Origin of the sequence: Mesorhizobium sp. CCNWLY176, assembly GCF_037153935.1 — a bacterium.
Lineage (GTDB): Bacteria > Pseudomonadota > Alphaproteobacteria > Rhizobiales > Rhizobiaceae > Mesorhizobium_M > Mesorhizobium_M zhangyense.
Genome location: NZ_JBBBDZ010000006.1, coordinates 202,856 through 216,046 on the forward strand (window position 1 = coordinate 202,856; position 13,191 = coordinate 216,046).

The 13,191-nt window shown below is 61.8% G+C and carries 18 protein-coding genes; 8 read left to right on the forward strand and 10 right to left on the reverse strand.

Annotated elements, in window-relative coordinates; all coding sequences use genetic code 11:
- The first annotated feature begins 45 nt into the window (after positions 1-45).
- A complete protein-coding gene (gene arfB / locus WBQ96_RS12670) occupies positions 46-483 on the forward strand; it encodes an alternative ribosome rescue aminoacyl-tRNA hydrolase ArfB (RefSeq protein ID WP_336550471.1) in 438 nt (145 codons plus the stop codon).
- A 106-nt stretch (positions 484-589) separates the two neighbouring features.
- On the forward strand, positions 590-1,111 hold the full coding sequence (gene lysM / locus WBQ96_RS12675; RefSeq protein WP_165120189.1) for a peptidoglycan-binding protein LysM: 522 nt from the start codon (positions 590-592) through the stop codon (positions 1,109-1,111).
- Between the two features lie 81 nt (positions 1,112-1,192).
- Here the strand turns inward: lysM and coaA are convergent, their stop codons facing one another.
- From coaA to hisB, 7 genes are all read right to left on the reverse strand, one after another.
- The gene (gene coaA / locus WBQ96_RS12680; protein WP_336550470.1) at positions 1,193-2,152 is read right to left on the reverse strand and encodes a type I pantothenate kinase; all 960 of its coding nucleotides are present in this window, start codon (positions 2,150-2,152) and stop codon (positions 1,193-1,195) included.
- A 75-nt stretch (positions 2,153-2,227) separates the two neighbouring features.
- Positions 2,228-2,545: a phosphoribosyl-ATP diphosphatase gene (locus tag WBQ96_RS12685; RefSeq protein ID WP_336550469.1), complete on the reverse strand. Its 318-nt coding sequence runs from the start codon at positions 2,543-2,545 to the stop codon at positions 2,228-2,230.
- Positions 2,546-2,565: 20 nt separating this feature from the next.
- Positions 2,566-3,351: an imidazole glycerol phosphate synthase subunit HisF gene (gene hisF / locus WBQ96_RS12690; RefSeq protein ID WP_336550468.1), complete on the reverse strand. Its 786-nt coding sequence runs from the start codon at positions 3,349-3,351 to the stop codon at positions 2,566-2,568.
- The gene (gene hisA / locus WBQ96_RS12695) at positions 3,348-4,112 is read right to left on the reverse strand and encodes a 1-(5-phosphoribosyl)-5-[(5-phosphoribosylamino)methylideneamino]imidazole-4-carboxamide isomerase (RefSeq protein WP_336550467.1); all 765 of its coding nucleotides are present in this window, start codon (positions 4,110-4,112) and stop codon (positions 3,348-3,350) included. Before hisA ends, hisF begins: the two co-directional genes overlap by 4 nt.
- Positions 4,109-4,759, reverse strand: coding sequence for an imidazole glycerol phosphate synthase subunit HisH (hisH, locus tag WBQ96_RS12700; RefSeq protein ID WP_336550466.1), 651 nt, complete (start codon positions 4,757-4,759; stop codon positions 4,109-4,111). Before hisH ends, hisA begins: the two co-directional genes overlap by 4 nt.
- Before the next feature lie 64 nt (positions 4,760-4,823).
- Positions 4,824-5,246 carry a DUF2628 domain-containing protein gene (locus WBQ96_RS12705; protein WP_336550465.1) on the reverse strand — a complete coding sequence of 141 codons (423 nt, stop codon included), beginning with the start codon at positions 5,244-5,246 and terminating at the stop codon, positions 4,824-4,826.
- Between the two features lie 5 nt (positions 5,247-5,251).
- Entirely contained in the window at positions 5,252-5,851 is a 600-nt protein-coding gene (hisB, locus tag WBQ96_RS12710; RefSeq protein ID WP_336550464.1) for an imidazoleglycerol-phosphate dehydratase HisB, read from the reverse strand.
- Positions 5,852-6,045: 194 nt separating this feature from the next.
- On the opposite strand from hisB, the gene hslV reads away from it, so the two are divergent.
- The 6 genes from hslV (at position 6,046) to WBQ96_RS12740 (ending at position 11,166) form a co-directional block, all read left to right on the forward strand.
- Entirely contained in the window at positions 6,046-6,594 is a 549-nt protein-coding gene (hslV, locus tag WBQ96_RS12715; RefSeq protein WP_336550463.1) for an ATP-dependent protease subunit HslV, read from the forward strand.
- Positions 6,584-7,105 carry a GNAT family N-acetyltransferase gene (locus WBQ96_RS12720; protein WP_336550462.1) on the forward strand — a complete coding sequence of 174 codons (522 nt, stop codon included), beginning with the start codon at positions 6,584-6,586 and terminating at the stop codon, positions 7,103-7,105. Before hslV ends, WBQ96_RS12720 begins: the two co-directional genes overlap by 11 nt.
- Positions 7,102-7,701 (forward strand): DUF2585 domain-containing protein, encoded by a 600-nt coding sequence (locus tag WBQ96_RS12725; protein ID WP_336550461.1) that lies wholly within the window; start codon positions 7,102-7,104, stop codon positions 7,699-7,701. The genes WBQ96_RS12720 and WBQ96_RS12725 overlap by 4 nt, the downstream gene beginning before the upstream one ends.
- Positions 7,702-7,705: 4 nt before the next feature.
- A complete protein-coding gene (locus tag WBQ96_RS12730) occupies positions 7,706-8,773 on the forward strand; it encodes a hypothetical protein (protein ID WP_336550460.1) in 1,068 nt (355 codons plus the stop codon).
- Between the two features lie 25 nt (positions 8,774-8,798).
- Positions 8,799-10,109, forward strand: coding sequence for an ATP-dependent protease ATPase subunit HslU (gene hslU, locus WBQ96_RS12735; RefSeq protein ID WP_091915697.1), 1,311 nt, complete (start codon positions 8,799-8,801; stop codon positions 10,107-10,109).
- A 100-nt stretch (positions 10,110-10,209) separates the two neighbouring features.
- Positions 10,210-11,166 (forward strand): DUF1402 family protein, encoded by a 957-nt coding sequence (locus tag WBQ96_RS12740; RefSeq protein WP_336550459.1) that lies wholly within the window; start codon positions 10,210-10,212, stop codon positions 11,164-11,166.
- Positions 11,167-11,184: 18 nt separating this feature from the next.
- Here WBQ96_RS12740 and WBQ96_RS12745 read toward each other — a convergent pair whose 3' ends face one another.
- From WBQ96_RS12745 to mltA, 3 genes are read right to left on the reverse strand one after another with little or no spacing between them, the layout of a single operon-like run.
- Entirely contained in the window at positions 11,185-11,553 is a 369-nt protein-coding gene (locus WBQ96_RS12745; RefSeq protein ID WP_336550458.1) for a helix-turn-helix domain-containing protein, read from the reverse strand.
- Positions 11,550-12,092: a Smr/MutS family protein gene (locus WBQ96_RS12750; RefSeq protein WP_336550456.1), complete on the reverse strand. Its 543-nt coding sequence runs from the start codon at positions 12,090-12,092 to the stop codon at positions 11,550-11,552. Before WBQ96_RS12750 ends, WBQ96_RS12745 begins: the two co-directional genes overlap by 4 nt.
- Positions 12,089-13,186: a murein transglycosylase A gene (gene mltA, locus WBQ96_RS12755; protein ID WP_336550454.1), complete on the reverse strand. Its 1,098-nt coding sequence runs from the start codon at positions 13,184-13,186 to the stop codon at positions 12,089-12,091. Before mltA ends, WBQ96_RS12750 begins: the two co-directional genes overlap by 4 nt.
- Between the last annotated feature and the right edge of the window lie 5 nt (positions 13,187-13,191).

A 13,191-nucleotide genomic window follows, 5' to 3' on the forward strand; every position in this document is an offset into this window, starting at 1 on the left:
TGCCGGGCCTTTTCTTTTTGCGCGGCGCACGTCATCAGTAGCGTCATGAGCGCGGACGAGAAGATCATCATCACCGAAGAAGCCGTCATCCACCCCGATGACCTCGAGGAGAATTTTATTCGCTCCTCCGGTCCCGGCGGCCAGAACGTCAACAAGGTGGCAACCGCCGTGCAACTGCGCTTCGACGCGAGGAACGCGCTGGGGCTGAGCGAGCGCGTGCGTGAACGCACGATAAAACTGGCCGGCCAGCGCGCGACCAAGGACGGCGTCATCGTCATCGAAGCCGGCCGTTTCCGCACACAGGAGCAGAACCGGATGGATGCTCGCGCGCGGCTGACGGAACTCGTCGCCAAGGCGGCCGAGCCGCCGCCAAAGCCGCGCAGAAAAACAAAGCCTACGAAGGGTGCGGTTGAAAGACGGCTGAAAACCAAGGCCGGCCGCTCCACCGTCAAGAAGCTGCGCGGCAGGGTCGATAACGACTAGTATAGCCAACGCCGACAGGTGCGAATTTCAATCACCGCTTTCAATTTCTGGCGGCAGATGCAAAATTCGCGTGGCGGATCAATGCGGAAGCAAGGAGATACTGACCATGGGTATGTTCGATTTTGTGAAGAATGTCGGCAAGAAACTGGGGTTTGGCGGCGACGACGAGAAGGTGGCGACGGCTGAGGAGCTGAAAAAGGAACTCGATTCCCACAAGCTCGGCACCGACAAGGTTCAGGTCGAAATCCAGGGCGACAAGGCCGTTCTCAAGGGTGTCGTCGCGGATCAATCGATCTTCGAGAAGGCCATCATTGCGGTTGGCAACACGCTCGGCGTTTCCAAGGTCGAGGCCGGGGAACTGAAGGTCGTCGCGCCCGAGAGCGGGCTGAAGCTCGACGGCAATGTCGACATGAACGCCGTGGTGGCGGCTGCGACGCCAGCCAAGGAGCCCGTTTTCTACACCGTGAAAAAGGGCGACAATCTCTGGAAGATCGCCGAATCCCAGTACGGCAAGGGTAAGGGCGCGAAGAACACGCTGATCTTCGAAGCCAACAAGCCGATGCTGACCCACCCCGACAAGATCTATCCCGGCCAGGTGCTGCGCATTCCCGAGATCGCGAAGGCCTGACGGCATCTCCGACACTCGAAATTCGAACGGCGGCCTTGTGCCGCCGTTTCCATTTTCCAGAAGGCTTGTCGCCAGCGCCGCTTACAGCTTCCTCAGCGCCACTTCCTCGACCAGATGATCCTCGCCCTTGCGCAGGATCAGGTCGGCGCGGGGACGGGTCGGGAGGATGTTTTCCCTGAGGTTCTTCAGGTTGATATTACCCCACAAGCCCTCGGCGATCGCCTTGGCGGCATCCTCGGACAGTTGCGAATAGCGATGAAAGAAGGATTCGGGATTGCGGAAGGCCGTTTCCCTCAGCCGCATGAAACGCTTGATATACCAGCTGTGGATCAGCTCTTCCTCGGCATCGATATAGATCGAAAAATCAAAGAAATCCGAGACGAAGGGGACGAAGTTGCCGTCCTTGGGCAGCTCGCGCGGCTGCAGCACATTCAGCCCTTCGAAGATTAATATATCAGGCCGATCGATGGTGACGAACGCACCCGGCATCACGTCATAGGTCAGGTGCGAGTAGAGCGGCGCGCGAACGTCGCGCTGGCCCGACTTGATCGCCGAGAGGAAACGCAACAGCGCGCCGACATCATAGCTGTCAGGAAAGCCCTTGCGCTCCATCAGGTTCTCGCGGCGCAGCACCTCGTTGGGGAGAAGAAAGCCGTCGGTGGTCACCAGATCGACCTTCGGGCTCGACGGCCAGCGACCGAGAAGCTCCTTCAGGATACGGGCCGTAGTGGACTTGCCGACCGCGACCGACCCGGCCATGCCGATGATGAAGGGCGTCTTGGCGACCTGATCGCCGCTGAAAAACGCCTGGCGCTGGCGAAACAGAAGCTGGCTCGCCTCGACATGGGCGTAGAGCAGCCGCGACATCGACAGATAGATGCGGCGGACCTCGTCGAGATCGATCGGATCGTAAAGCGAGCCCAGCCGCTTGACCTCGTCCGCCGTCAGGGTCATCGGCGTGTCGGCACGAAACTCGGCCCATCGCTCGGCCGAAAAAAACCGGTACGGGGAATATTTTACGGTCGGAGCGAGTTGATCCATCGCTTACCTCAGGCCAAGCACTTGTTTTTACGCATTTCCCGGCGGAAAACCGCTGCACGTTTTCCGGGAATTGCTCTAGCTGCGTGATGCCTTCTCGGCAATCCCGGACTGGCCGGTCCTTTTTTCGAGCTCCGCAAGCACGTCCGACAGCGGCACGCCGGCAACCGCCAGCACGACCAGCCAATGATAGAGAAGATCGGCGCTTTCGGAAACGAGGTCCTTTTTATCGCCCTTCACGGCGGCAATGACCGTTTCAACGGCTTCCTCGCCAAGCTTCTTGGCGGCGCGCTCCATGCCCTGGCTAAAGAGCTTGGCGGTCCATGAAGACGGATCGCCGGAACGGGCGCGTTCAGCGACGATGCGTTCGAGATCATCCAGGGAAAAACCGGTCATTCGCATCTCGGCGAGAGAGGTCACGCGGCAGCATCCAGCCGCATCGGCAGGCCTGCTTTTGCCATGTAGTCCTTGGCCTGCGCAATGGTGTAGGTGCCAAAATGGAAAATGGAAGCTGCCAGAACGGCAGTGGCATGGCCATCGCGAATGCCTGCAACCATGTGCTCGAGCGTGCCGACGCCGCCCGAGGCGATCACCGGCGCGCGCACCGCATCGGCCACCGCGCGCGTAAGCGAGATATCGTAGCCGGCCTTGGTGCCGTCGCGATCCATGGAGGTCAGCAGAATTTCGCCGGCGCCGAGATCGACGACCTTTCGTGCGAACTCGATTGCGTCGATGCCGGTCTTCTCGCGGCCGCCATGGGTGAAGATTTCCCAGCGGTCGTTCTCGCCCGGCTGCGAGACCTTCTTTGCATCGATGGCAACGACGATGCACTGGTTGCCAAACTTGTCGGCGGCTTCGGCGACGAAATCCGGGTTCTTCACGGCTGCCGTGTTGATCGACACCTTGTCGGCGCCGGCCAGCAGCAGCTTTCGTATATCAGCCACCTGGCGCACGCCGCCGCCGACCGTTAGTGGCATGAAGCATTGCTCCGCCGTGCGGGCAATGACGTCGAAGATGGTTTCGCGGTTGTCCGACGACGCCGTGATGTCGAGAAAACAAAGCTCGTCGGCACCTGCCGCATCATAGGCCTTGGCCGCCTCGACCGGATCGCCGGCGTCGATCAGGTCGACGAAGTTGACGCCCTTGACGACGCGGCCGTCCTTGACGTCGAGACAGGGGATGACGCGGGCCTTCAGAGTCATATCTGTTCCTCGAACAATCCCGGTTCCGGCTTCAGTTCGCCGCGCAAAATCGCCAGCGCTTCCGCCGGGTCGATGCGGCCATCGTAGAGCGCGCGGCCGGAAATCGCGCCTTCGAGTTTTTTTGCGTCGGGCATGGTCATGCGCACGATGTCGGCAATCGAGGCGAGGCCGCCCGAAGCTATGACCGGTATGGAGACCGCCTCGGCAAGGTCTATGGTCGCATCCCAATTGATGCCGGTGAGAATGCCATCGCGGTCGATGTCGGTGTAGATGACGGCTGACACGCCGGCGCCTTCGAACTTTTTTGCCAGCTCAACGACGCCCAGCGTCGAAGCCTCTGCCCAGCCCTCGACCGCGACCTTGCCGCCCTTGGCGTCGATGCCGACGGCGATCTTGCCTGGAAATTTCCTGCAGGCTTCGATGACCAGGCCGGGATCGCGCACCGCGACTGTGCCGAGGATGACGCGGGCAAGCCCCTTGGAAAGCCAGCTCTCGATATGATCGAGCGTGCGGATGCCGCCGCCGAGTTGGACCGGATTTTTCGTCGCCTTCAGGATCGCCTCGACGGCTGCGCCATTGACGCTCTCGCCGGCGAATGCGCCATTGAGGTCGACGACATGCAGCCACTCAAAACCCTGATCCTCGAAGGCTTTTGCCTGGGCGGCGGGATCGGCGTTGTAGACGGTGGCTTGGTCCATGTCGCCGAGCTTCAGGCGAACGCACTGGCCGTCTTTCAGGTCGATGGCGGGAAAAAGGATCATGGCTTCCATTTCAGAAAATTGGTGATCAAAGCGAGGCCGAGCGCCTGGCTCTTTTCGGGATGGAATTGCGTGCCGGCGAGATTGTCGCGCACGACCGCAGCGGTCACCGGGCCGCCATAGTCGGCAACAGCCAGCACCTGGTCCGGCTTGCTCGCATTGAGATGGTAGGAATGGACGAAATAGGCGTGCAGACCGCCCTCTCCCGTGCGAATTCCGTCGAACAGCGGATGCGAATGTTTCACGTGAATCGTGTTCCAGCCGATCTGCGGAATCTTCAAAGCCGGGTCGGACGGGGTGATTTCCTTCACATCGCCGGCAATCCAGCCGAAGCCGTGGGTGATCGTCTTTTCAAGACCCCGCTCGGACATCAGCTGCATGCCGACGCAGATGCCGAGGAATGGCCTCCCCTGTTTGATCGCGACCTCGTCGATGGCATCGGCCATGCCCGGCACCGCATCGAGCCCAGCGCGGCAATCGGCATAGGCGCCGACGCCCGGCAGCACGATACGGTCGGCGGTACGGACGCGTTCGGCATCGGCCGTCAGGTCGATCTCGGCAGCAATGCCCGCCTCGCGCGCGGCGCGTTCGAAAGCCTTGGTGGCCGAGCGGAGATTGCCCGACCCGTAATCGATGATGGCTACACGCATGTCAGGCTTTTCCGGGGTATTGAACAAGGCCGAGCGACGGTGCGGGCCGAGCGAGGGCGTGGGGTTAGGCAACGGCGACGGGCCGGACAATCTCCTCGGCCTCGGCGGCCTCGGTGCCCACAGCCTGTGTGAGATAGCGTATCTCGGCGTCAGATATATCATCCGCCTCGACCACACCCCATTCGCGCCAGCCGCGGCGGCGAAGGGCGGCTATGCGCAGCGCCGCTCCTTCCAGGCCGACATAGATGGAAACGAGCAGCGACAGCAGCGAGCCGGTCACGCCGAAGCCTGCGACTTCGCCAAGGGCCGCCAACGCCAGAGCGGCGGCAAAGGCGAATGCGGCTTCGATCCAGAGACGGTGCCAGAGCAGCCAGAGCGGGGGCACGAGAAAGGCAAAAACCGCAAACCTGTCGCGGACGAAGACGGCCTTGTCCGATGCCTCGCCGCGCCCCTTAATCGGCGGCTCCATGACGACATAAGTGCTCATCGGCGTCAGCCTTTCAGCGAACCTTTGGTGGAGGGAACCGCGTCCGGCTGGCGCGGGTCGCGCTCCAGAGCCGTCCGCAGTGCACGCGCCACCGCCTTGAAGCAGGTTTCGGCGATGTGGTGGTTGTTGGCACCGTAATGGTTGGTGACGTGCAGCGTGATGCCGGCATTCTGGGACAGGGCCTGGAAGAACTCGCGCACCAGTTCGGTGTCGAAAGTGCCGATCTTGGGTGCCGAGAACTTCACGTCCCAGACCAAAAACGGCCGGCCGGAGACGTCGATAGCAGCCCGCGTCAGCGTCTCGTCCATGGCAAGGTCGATCGACGCGTAACGCATGATGCCGCGACGCTCGCCGAGCGCCTTCGTCAGCGCCTGGCCGATGACGATGCCGGTGTCTTCCACGGTGTGGTGGTCGTCGATGTGCAGGTCGCCCTTGGCCTTCACCGTCATGTCGATCAGCGAATGGCGCGAAAGCTGGTCGAGCATATGGTCGAAGAAGCCGACGCCCGTCGACATATCGGAACGGCCGGTGCCGTCGATATCGAGGGAAACGGCAATCTCCGTTTCGCGGGTGTTGCGGCTGACTTCAGCGGCGCGCTTGCTCATGGAGCGGTTCCTTGCATTTAAGAAAACGTGAGCCTTCTAACAGCATGCTGCCGCGATTTCCAGTTGGCACGACGCGGGTGTTGCGGCGCGTGTCGTGGGGATTTGCAATCATGCGGCCTATGCATACATATGGCGAAACAAACCTCGTACCGCGCCGATTGCCTTAAAGGGATGGCGCGCAATCGGAGCTGACTATGTCGAATGAATTGACGATGCACGCCACCACGATCGTGACCGTGCGCAAGGGCGGCAAGGTGGTGATCGCCGGCGACGGCCAGGTGAGCCTCGGCCAGACCATCATGAAGGGCAATGCCAAGAAGGTGCGCCGGCTCGGCAAAGGCAATGTCATTGCCGGTTTCGCCGGCGCCACGGCTGACGCCTTCACCCTGCTCGAACGCCTCGAAGCCAAGCTCGAACAATATCCCGACCAGCTGACGCGCGCCTGCGTTGAGCTCGCCAAGGACTGGCGCACCGACCGCTATCTGCGCCGGCTGGAGGCGATGATGCTGGTTGCCGACAAGAATGTCTCGCTGGCGCTGACCGGAACCGGCGACGTGCTGGAGCCGGAACACGGCGTGATGGCGATCGGCTCGGGCGGCAATTACGCGCTGGCCGCGGCCCGCGCGCTGATGGACACCGACAAGGACGCCGAGGAGATCGCCTGCAAGGCGATGGAGATCGCCGCCGACATCTGCGTCTACACCAACCACAGCTTCGTCATCGAAACGCTCGATGCCGCCTGAGGCGCAGCGCCGCTACAGCTTCCGGCCGGTGGTCGAGGCAGATCTGCCGATGATCGCCGGCTGGCTGCGGCAACCGCATGTCGCCGAGTGGTGGGACGATGCTGAAGACGAGATCGCCTCGATCCGCGAGCACATCGACAGCATATCGGTCGAACCGCTGATTGTTGAGCTGAACGGCAAGCCGATCGGCTATCTGCAAAGCTACGATCCGCATCTCGAGGACGACCATCCCTATCAGGACCAGCCATTCGGCACGCTTGGGCTCGATCTTTCGATCGGCAGGCCGGAGCTCGTCGGCATGGGTCATGGCTCGGCACTTTTGCGGCAGTTCGTGGAAGAGCTGTTCGAGGAAGGCACGCCGCGCGTGATCATCGACCCTGACCCGGCCAACACAAGAGCGATCCGCGCCTATGAGAAGGCAGGTTTTCGCGCCTTCGACACACGGACCTCGATCTATGGTCCGGCCCTGATGATGGCGATCGACGCCGATGACTGGAACGAGGACGCATGACCGCTTCGGCAGGGCAGAAAAAAGACGCTTTTCACCTGTCCTGGCAGGCTGGCGTCACGATCGCAGCAGCGCTGATCATCGCTCAGGCGGTGATCCTCTATATGATGGGCCGCGTGCCGATCTGCGAATGCGGCTATGTGAAACTCTGGCACGGTGTCGTGCAGAGTTCCGAGAATTCGCAGCATATCAGCGACTGGTACACCTTCTCTCACATCATCCACGGCTTCCTGTTTTATGCGCTTGCCTGGCTGGTGCTGCCCGGACGCTCGATCTGGATAAGGCTGGCGCTGGCCATTGTCGTGGAAGGCGCCTGGGAGCTCCTGGAAAACAGCGACTTCATCATCAACCGCTACCGGGAAGGCACGATCTCGCTCGACTATTACGGCGACAGCATCATCAATTCAGTATCGGATACGCTGGCGATGGTGCTGGGCTTTGTCATGGCGCGGCGCCTGCCCGTATGGAGCATCGTGGTTCTGGCGCTGATCTTCGAAATCGGGGTCGGTTATCTCATCCGGGACAATCTGACACTCAACGTAATCATGCTGGTCCATCCTTTCGAGGTGATCAAGCAGTGGCAGGCGGGGGCCATCTAGACCTATGAACACGCTTTCCAAATCGCCGGACATTTTCATCTCGAACGCAGCGCTGCTCGCGGCGATAGAACGCGGCCTTGTGACGGCCGAACAGGCGCAAGGGCTGCGCGATCTGGAAAAGACCAGAACCGCCGCCCTCGACGTCGAGCCGCAGGATGACGAAAAGTTCCGTTTCATCAGCGGGTTCAGCGATATCTTCGTGACGATCGGCCTCGGCCTGTTCCTCGGCGCTCTGGGCTACTTCTCCATCGAATTCATCGGCGGCGTCGGCATGTGCGTCGTCATCGCGGTGGCGAACTGGCTGCTCGCAGAATATTTCACCCGCAAGCGGCGCATGGCGCTGCCGAGCATAGTGCTGCTTCTGGCTTTCGCGGCAGCGGTGTTTGGGGCCGTCGCCTTGGCCCTGGATCCGAGGCTGGGCTTCGGTTCAGCGTTTGCCGACGATACCGGCTGGCCAATCGTCGTGGCCGGGCTCGTCACTGCCGGCGCCACTGCGCTGCACTACTGGCGTTTTCGTGTGCCGATCACCGTGGCAGCCGGGGTCGCGGCTCTGGTTGCCGCCGCTGTCGGGCTTGTTTTCATCGCTGCTCCCGATCTCATTGCACAGATCGCCAAGCCGTTGCTGCTCGTCTGCGGGCTTGCGGTGTTCGCGCTCGCCATGCGCTTCGACCTGAGCGATCCGCAACGCCAGACCCGGCGCACTGACATCGCCTTCTGGCTGCATATGCTGGCAGCACCGCTGATCGTCCATCCGCTCGTCAGCGGCCTGGTCGGCCAAGGCGGTCCCGAGGCCATTTCGGCCTGGAGCATCCTTGCGATCTTCATCGGCCTCGCATTCGTCGCCGTGCTGGTCGACAGGCGCGCCATTCTCGTCTCGGGCCTGTCCTATGCCGGCTTTGCCTTCGGTTCGCTGGTCGTCAAGGCGGGACTGTCGGACAGCGTCGTGCCACTGACCATGCTGGTGCTCGGTGCGCTGGTGCTCCTGCTAAGCGCCGGTTGGCATACGCTGCGCCGCACTCTTCTGTCCCGGCTGCCGGACGCCCTTGCGGGCCGGCTTCCGGCTCATACATAAGCAAAAACAAAACCGAGTATCCAATATGTCAAATTTTTCCCCCCGCGAGATCGTTTCCGAACTCGATCGTTTCATCATCGGCCAGAAGGACGCCAAGCGCGCCGTGGCCATCGCATTGCGCAATCGCTGGCGCCGCCAGCAGCTCGAAGGCAACATGCGTGAAGAGGTGATGCCCAAGAACATCTTGATGATCGGGCCGACCGGCGTCGGCAAGACCGAGATTTCGCGCCGTCTCGCAAGGCTGGCCGGCGCGCCCTTCATCAAGGTCGAGGCAACCAAGTTCACCGAAGTCGGCTATGTCGGCCGCGATGTCGAGCAGATCATCCGTGACCTCGTCGAGACCGCGATCGGCATCGTGCGTGAAAAGATGCGCGAAGACGTCAAGGCCCGCGCGCATCTCAATGCCGAGGAGCGCGTGCTTGAGGCGCTGGTCGGCAAGACGGCCAGCCCGGCCACCCGCGACAGCTTCCGCAAGAAGCTGCGCGACGGCGAGCTCGACGACAAGGAGATCGAAGTCGAGGTTGCCGACACCGGAACCGGCGGCATGCCGGGCTTCGAGATTCCGGGCATGCCCGGCGCCAATATCGGCGTGATGAACATCAACGACATGCTGTCCAAGGCCATGGGTCAGACGCGGACCAAGACGCGCAAGACCACGGTCAAGGAGTCCTACGAGCTGCTGATCGCCGATGAGTCCGACAAGCTGCTCGACCAGGACGAGGTCGTGCGCAAGGCGCTGGAATCGGCCGAGAATGACGGCATCGTCTTCCTCGACGAGATCGACAAGATCGCGGCCAGGAGCGACATTTCCGGCGGTCCGTCCCGCGAAGGCGTGCAGCGCGACCTGCTGCCGCTTGTCGAGGGCACGACGGTTTCGACCAAATATGGGCCGGTGAAGACCGACCATATCCTGTTCATCGCGTCGGGCGCGTTCCATGTTTCCAAGCCATCCGACCTCCTGCCGGAGCTTCAGGGCCGCCTGCCGATCCGTGTCGAGCTGCGGGCGCTGGAAAAGGATGATTTCCGGCGCATCCTGACCGAGACGGAGGCCAGCCTGATCAAGCAGTATATCGCGCTGATGGGCACCGAAGGCGTGACGCTCGAATTCACCGACGATGCGATTGATGCGCTGGCCGGAATTGCGGTCGACCTCAACGCCAGCGTCGAGAATATCGGCGCGCGGCGCCTGCAGACCGTGATGGAGCGCGTGCTGGACGAAATCTCCTACACCGCTCCCGATCAGTCGGGCACCTCGGTGAAGATCGACGCCGCCTATGTCGAGAAGCATGTCGGCGATCTGTCGCGGAACACGGATTTGTCGCGATTCATCCTTTAAGGATCGGTCCAAAGGTCCCACACAATGGAAAAGCGCTCGACTCGGTCGAGCGCTTTTTCTAATTTGCCGGACTGATGGCTATCGAAGGTTGCGGAAACGCATGAAAATCTCGTCTATTCTAGCGTTTCCGGTTCTGGCCTGCCTAGCCTTGCCAGCCCAAGCGCAAACGCTTGTGCCGCCGGGAAACCGCAACGCCGAACAGCCGACGGTGCCGGGCGCCTCGTCCAAGCGCACCAAGGCCGGCAAGACCAGCTTCGACGCCAAGTACCGCAAGGTCTATGCGCTGTTCAAGAATGACGCAGCACTTCGCGCGAAGATCCGCGAGGTCGCATCCGCCTACAGGATCGACCCGATGCACATCGTCGGTGCCTTGGTCGGCGAGCATACCTACAATGTCGACGCCTATGACCGCCTGCAGACCTATTATGTGAAGGCGGCGGCCTATCTCAACAACGGCATCAGCTTCACCTACAAGGGCGAAGACGTCACCGACTTTATCCAGCGGCCCGAATTTGCCGGCTGCGCCAGCAAGACCGACAGCTACGATCTGTGGGAATGCCGCGAGAACGTCTGGAACCGCCAGTTCCGCGGCAAGACGGTGGGTGGCAAGAGCTATCCCAACGACCGTTTCAGCGCCACCTTCTTCCAGCCATTCTATGCCGGCCAGACTTTTGGTCTCGGCCAACTCAATCCGCTGACCGCACTTCAGGTGAGCGATCTCGTCCACCGTGTCTCCGGGCTACCGAAGCTCGATGCCGCGCGGCCGAGCCAGGTCTATGAAACGATCATGGACCCGGATTTGACTTTGCCTTACGTCGCCGCCGTCGTGAAAACGTCGATCGACGCCTATCGCAATATTGCCGGCTTCGACATTTCGAAGAATCCGGGAATAACCGCGACCTTGTACAATATCGGCAACCCGGAAGCGCGCGCCTATGCGCTGAAAGCGGAAAACCAGAAGCGCCAGAGCGAAGGCCAGGAAGCCAAGTTTCCAGAAGAAAATTATTACGGCTGGCTGGTCAACGACAAGCTGCCGGAATTGCAGGCGCTTTTCTGAGCCTAACTGACCCCGGTGTCAGCGGCGCCGCCCGCGAGCGGCCTTCAGTTGCGCGGTGAGGTTCAGGATATCCTCTTCGCCGATCCGGTTTATGGAGCGGGCCAGCAGGTTGGCGAGTTCGGTCGCAGCCGGGGAAAGCCCTGACGTATCGATCACCACGCGCGGATGCGACGTTTCGGCCAGACGCTGCAGATCCTCGGCGTCATCCCAGATGATGTTGAAATAGCCGATGATCTTCTGGATCAGAGCCCAGGTCGGGGTTCCGCGCCTGCCATGCTCGAGTGCGGAGAGATAGGCGGCACTCACGCCGAGGGCTGCGGCCATTTCCTTCTGGCTGACGCCTCTTTCGTCGCGCAGCGCACGCAGCCTTTCACCAAGCGGCGTCATGATTTCGGCACCGCATGGCGGCGCAGCCTTATGTAGAGCGCGCCCGAGCCGCCGTGGTTGCGGGCGGCATGGTCGTGACTGCTGACGAACATACGAAAAGGCGGTGTCATCAGCCAGGCCGGTACGGCGCGGCGTAGCACGCCCTCGCCCCCGGAAGACGAACCCTTGCCGGTGATGACCAGAACGTAGCGCACGCCGCCGGCATAGGCGCGGGTCAGGAAGGAAAGCAGCAGCGAATAGGCCTGATCCTGCGTCAGGCCGTGTAGATCGACCCTGCCTTCGATTGGCAGACGGCCCTTGGCGATCTTGTCGTGGGTCGGAGCATCGAAGGAATGTGTGACCGTCTGGCGCGGCTTGGAGGGGGCTGGAGCCACCGGCGTGGCGACCGGTTTGTCCATGGCCATCGCCTGTTCCATGGTCATCGGCTCCGGTGACGGTTCTTGCACGCCCACTTTGCCCTTCAGCGGCTTGGCCGAGCGCGCGACCAGGTTCCAGAGGACGCGGTCCTCGTCGCTGAGTTTTTTGCCGCGCCCGCTCAAGATGCTGCCCCATCAATCAAACCGCGTGGGATGAGGGCGAAGAAATCAGCACGGTTGCGCACCACGCCGGCGATTTCACCCGCATCGAAGCCCGAGCCGGCGAAGAGATCGCCACGCGCCGCACCGACGATGGCCGAACCGGTGTCCTGGGCGATCATCAGCCGGCAGAAGGGTTTTTTTTCAAAGGCCGTCAGCGTCGGTGCATTGATGAAGAACGGCGTGCCGAATGTGTGGAGCAGCCGGTCGACGGCAACGGAGCGGCCCGGCGTCAGCGGCACTTTTGCCGCGGCTATCGGACCGAGCTCCGGCTCATCAACTGGTGCGTCGCGGAAGAAGATGTAGGACCGGTTCTGCCAGAGGATTTCGCTGACCCGGTGCGGGTTGGCGGCCAGCCACGCCCGGATCGACTGCATGGTGACCTGTTCGAGCGGGATTTCGCCGAGATCGGCCAGTTTTTTCCCCGGTCCCGAAAATCTCTGACCGGATTTTGCCGCGTAGGTGACCCGGCGCAGCGCTCCGTTGGTCATGTTAAGCCGGGCGGCACCCTGGACGTGGATAAAGAAGGCGTCGACCGGGTCGGCAACCCAGGCGATTTCCAGCCCGCGGCCTGCCAGCGCACCTTGCTCGATTGCGGGACGATCGAAATATTCGACAAGGCCCGTTGGCGTCTCACGGCCGAAGGCGAGATGAGGGTCCATGCCAGCGGGCCGGTTTTCGTCGTCGATATCGACAAGATCGTCGGGCCGGGCCAGCAGCGAAACCTTGAATTTTTCGGTTCGGCTAGCAGACGCTTCCACTTCCGGTTCGTAGAAGCCGGTGACGAAACCGGCTTCCGAGTCATCCGGCACGATCAGGGCCGGAACGAAATGATGCTCGAAAAAAGCCCTGGCATTTCCAGAGCTTTCGGCTCGGGCTGCGGCATAGGCATCTTCGAAGGCCGAAAAGTCGATGCCCAACGAACCCGTTCGATAGGGTTTTTTCAGGACGTGGAATGCCGAGCGGCGAAAGGCGGTGTAAGCGTCCGCCTGAGTGTCATCTGCCCAGCCGGGCAGCTCGTCGAAGGAGACGATGCGGAAAACAGGCGACAAAGGCACCGGCC

What these genes read in the sequence shown, in the direction of transcription:
- arfB (WP_336550471.1), top strand. Translation starts at nt 46, where the DNA reads ATGAGCGCGGACGAGAAGATCATCATCACCGAAGAAGCCGTCATCCAC.
- lysM (WP_165120189.1), top strand. Translation starts at nt 590, where the DNA reads ATGGGTATGTTCGATTTTGTGAAGAATGTCGGCAAGAAACTGGGGTTT.
- coaA (WP_336550470.1), bottom strand. Translation starts at nt 2,152, where the DNA reads ATGGATCAACTCGCTCCGACCGTAAAATATTCCCCGTACCGGTTTTTT.
- WBQ96_RS12685 (WP_336550469.1), bottom strand. Translation starts at nt 2,545, where the DNA reads ATGACCGGTTTTTCCCTGGATGATCTCGAACGCATCGTCGCTGAACGC.
- hisF (WP_336550468.1), bottom strand. Translation starts at nt 3,351, where the DNA reads ATGACTCTGAAGGCCCGCGTCATCCCCTGTCTCGACGTCAAGGACGGC.
- hisA (WP_336550467.1), bottom strand. Translation starts at nt 4,112, where the DNA reads ATGATCCTTTTTCCCGCCATCGACCTGAAAGACGGCCAGTGCGTTCGC.
- hisH (WP_336550466.1), bottom strand. Translation starts at nt 4,759, where the DNA reads ATGCGTGTAGCCATCATCGATTACGGGTCGGGCAATCTCCGCTCGGCC.
- WBQ96_RS12705 (WP_336550465.1), bottom strand. Translation starts at nt 5,246, where the DNA reads ATGAGCACTTATGTCGTCATGGAGCCGCCGATTAAGGGGCGCGGCGAG.
- hisB (WP_336550464.1), bottom strand. Translation starts at nt 5,851, where the DNA reads ATGAGCAAGCGCGCCGCTGAAGTCAGCCGCAACACCCGCGAAACGGAG.
- hslV (WP_336550463.1), top strand. Translation starts at nt 6,046, where the DNA reads ATGTCGAATGAATTGACGATGCACGCCACCACGATCGTGACCGTGCGC.
- WBQ96_RS12720 (WP_336550462.1), top strand. Translation starts at nt 6,584, where the DNA reads ATGCCGCCTGAGGCGCAGCGCCGCTACAGCTTCCGGCCGGTGGTCGAG.
- WBQ96_RS12725 (WP_336550461.1), top strand. Translation starts at nt 7,102, where the DNA reads ATGACCGCTTCGGCAGGGCAGAAAAAAGACGCTTTTCACCTGTCCTGG.
- WBQ96_RS12730 (WP_336550460.1), top strand. Translation starts at nt 7,706, where the DNA reads ATGAACACGCTTTCCAAATCGCCGGACATTTTCATCTCGAACGCAGCG.
- hslU (WP_091915697.1), top strand. Translation starts at nt 8,799, where the DNA reads ATGTCAAATTTTTCCCCCCGCGAGATCGTTTCCGAACTCGATCGTTTC.
- WBQ96_RS12740 (WP_336550459.1), top strand. Translation starts at nt 10,210, where the DNA reads ATGAAAATCTCGTCTATTCTAGCGTTTCCGGTTCTGGCCTGCCTAGCC.
- WBQ96_RS12745 (WP_336550458.1), bottom strand. Translation starts at nt 11,553, where the DNA reads ATGACGCCGCTTGGTGAAAGGCTGCGTGCGCTGCGCGACGAAAGAGGC.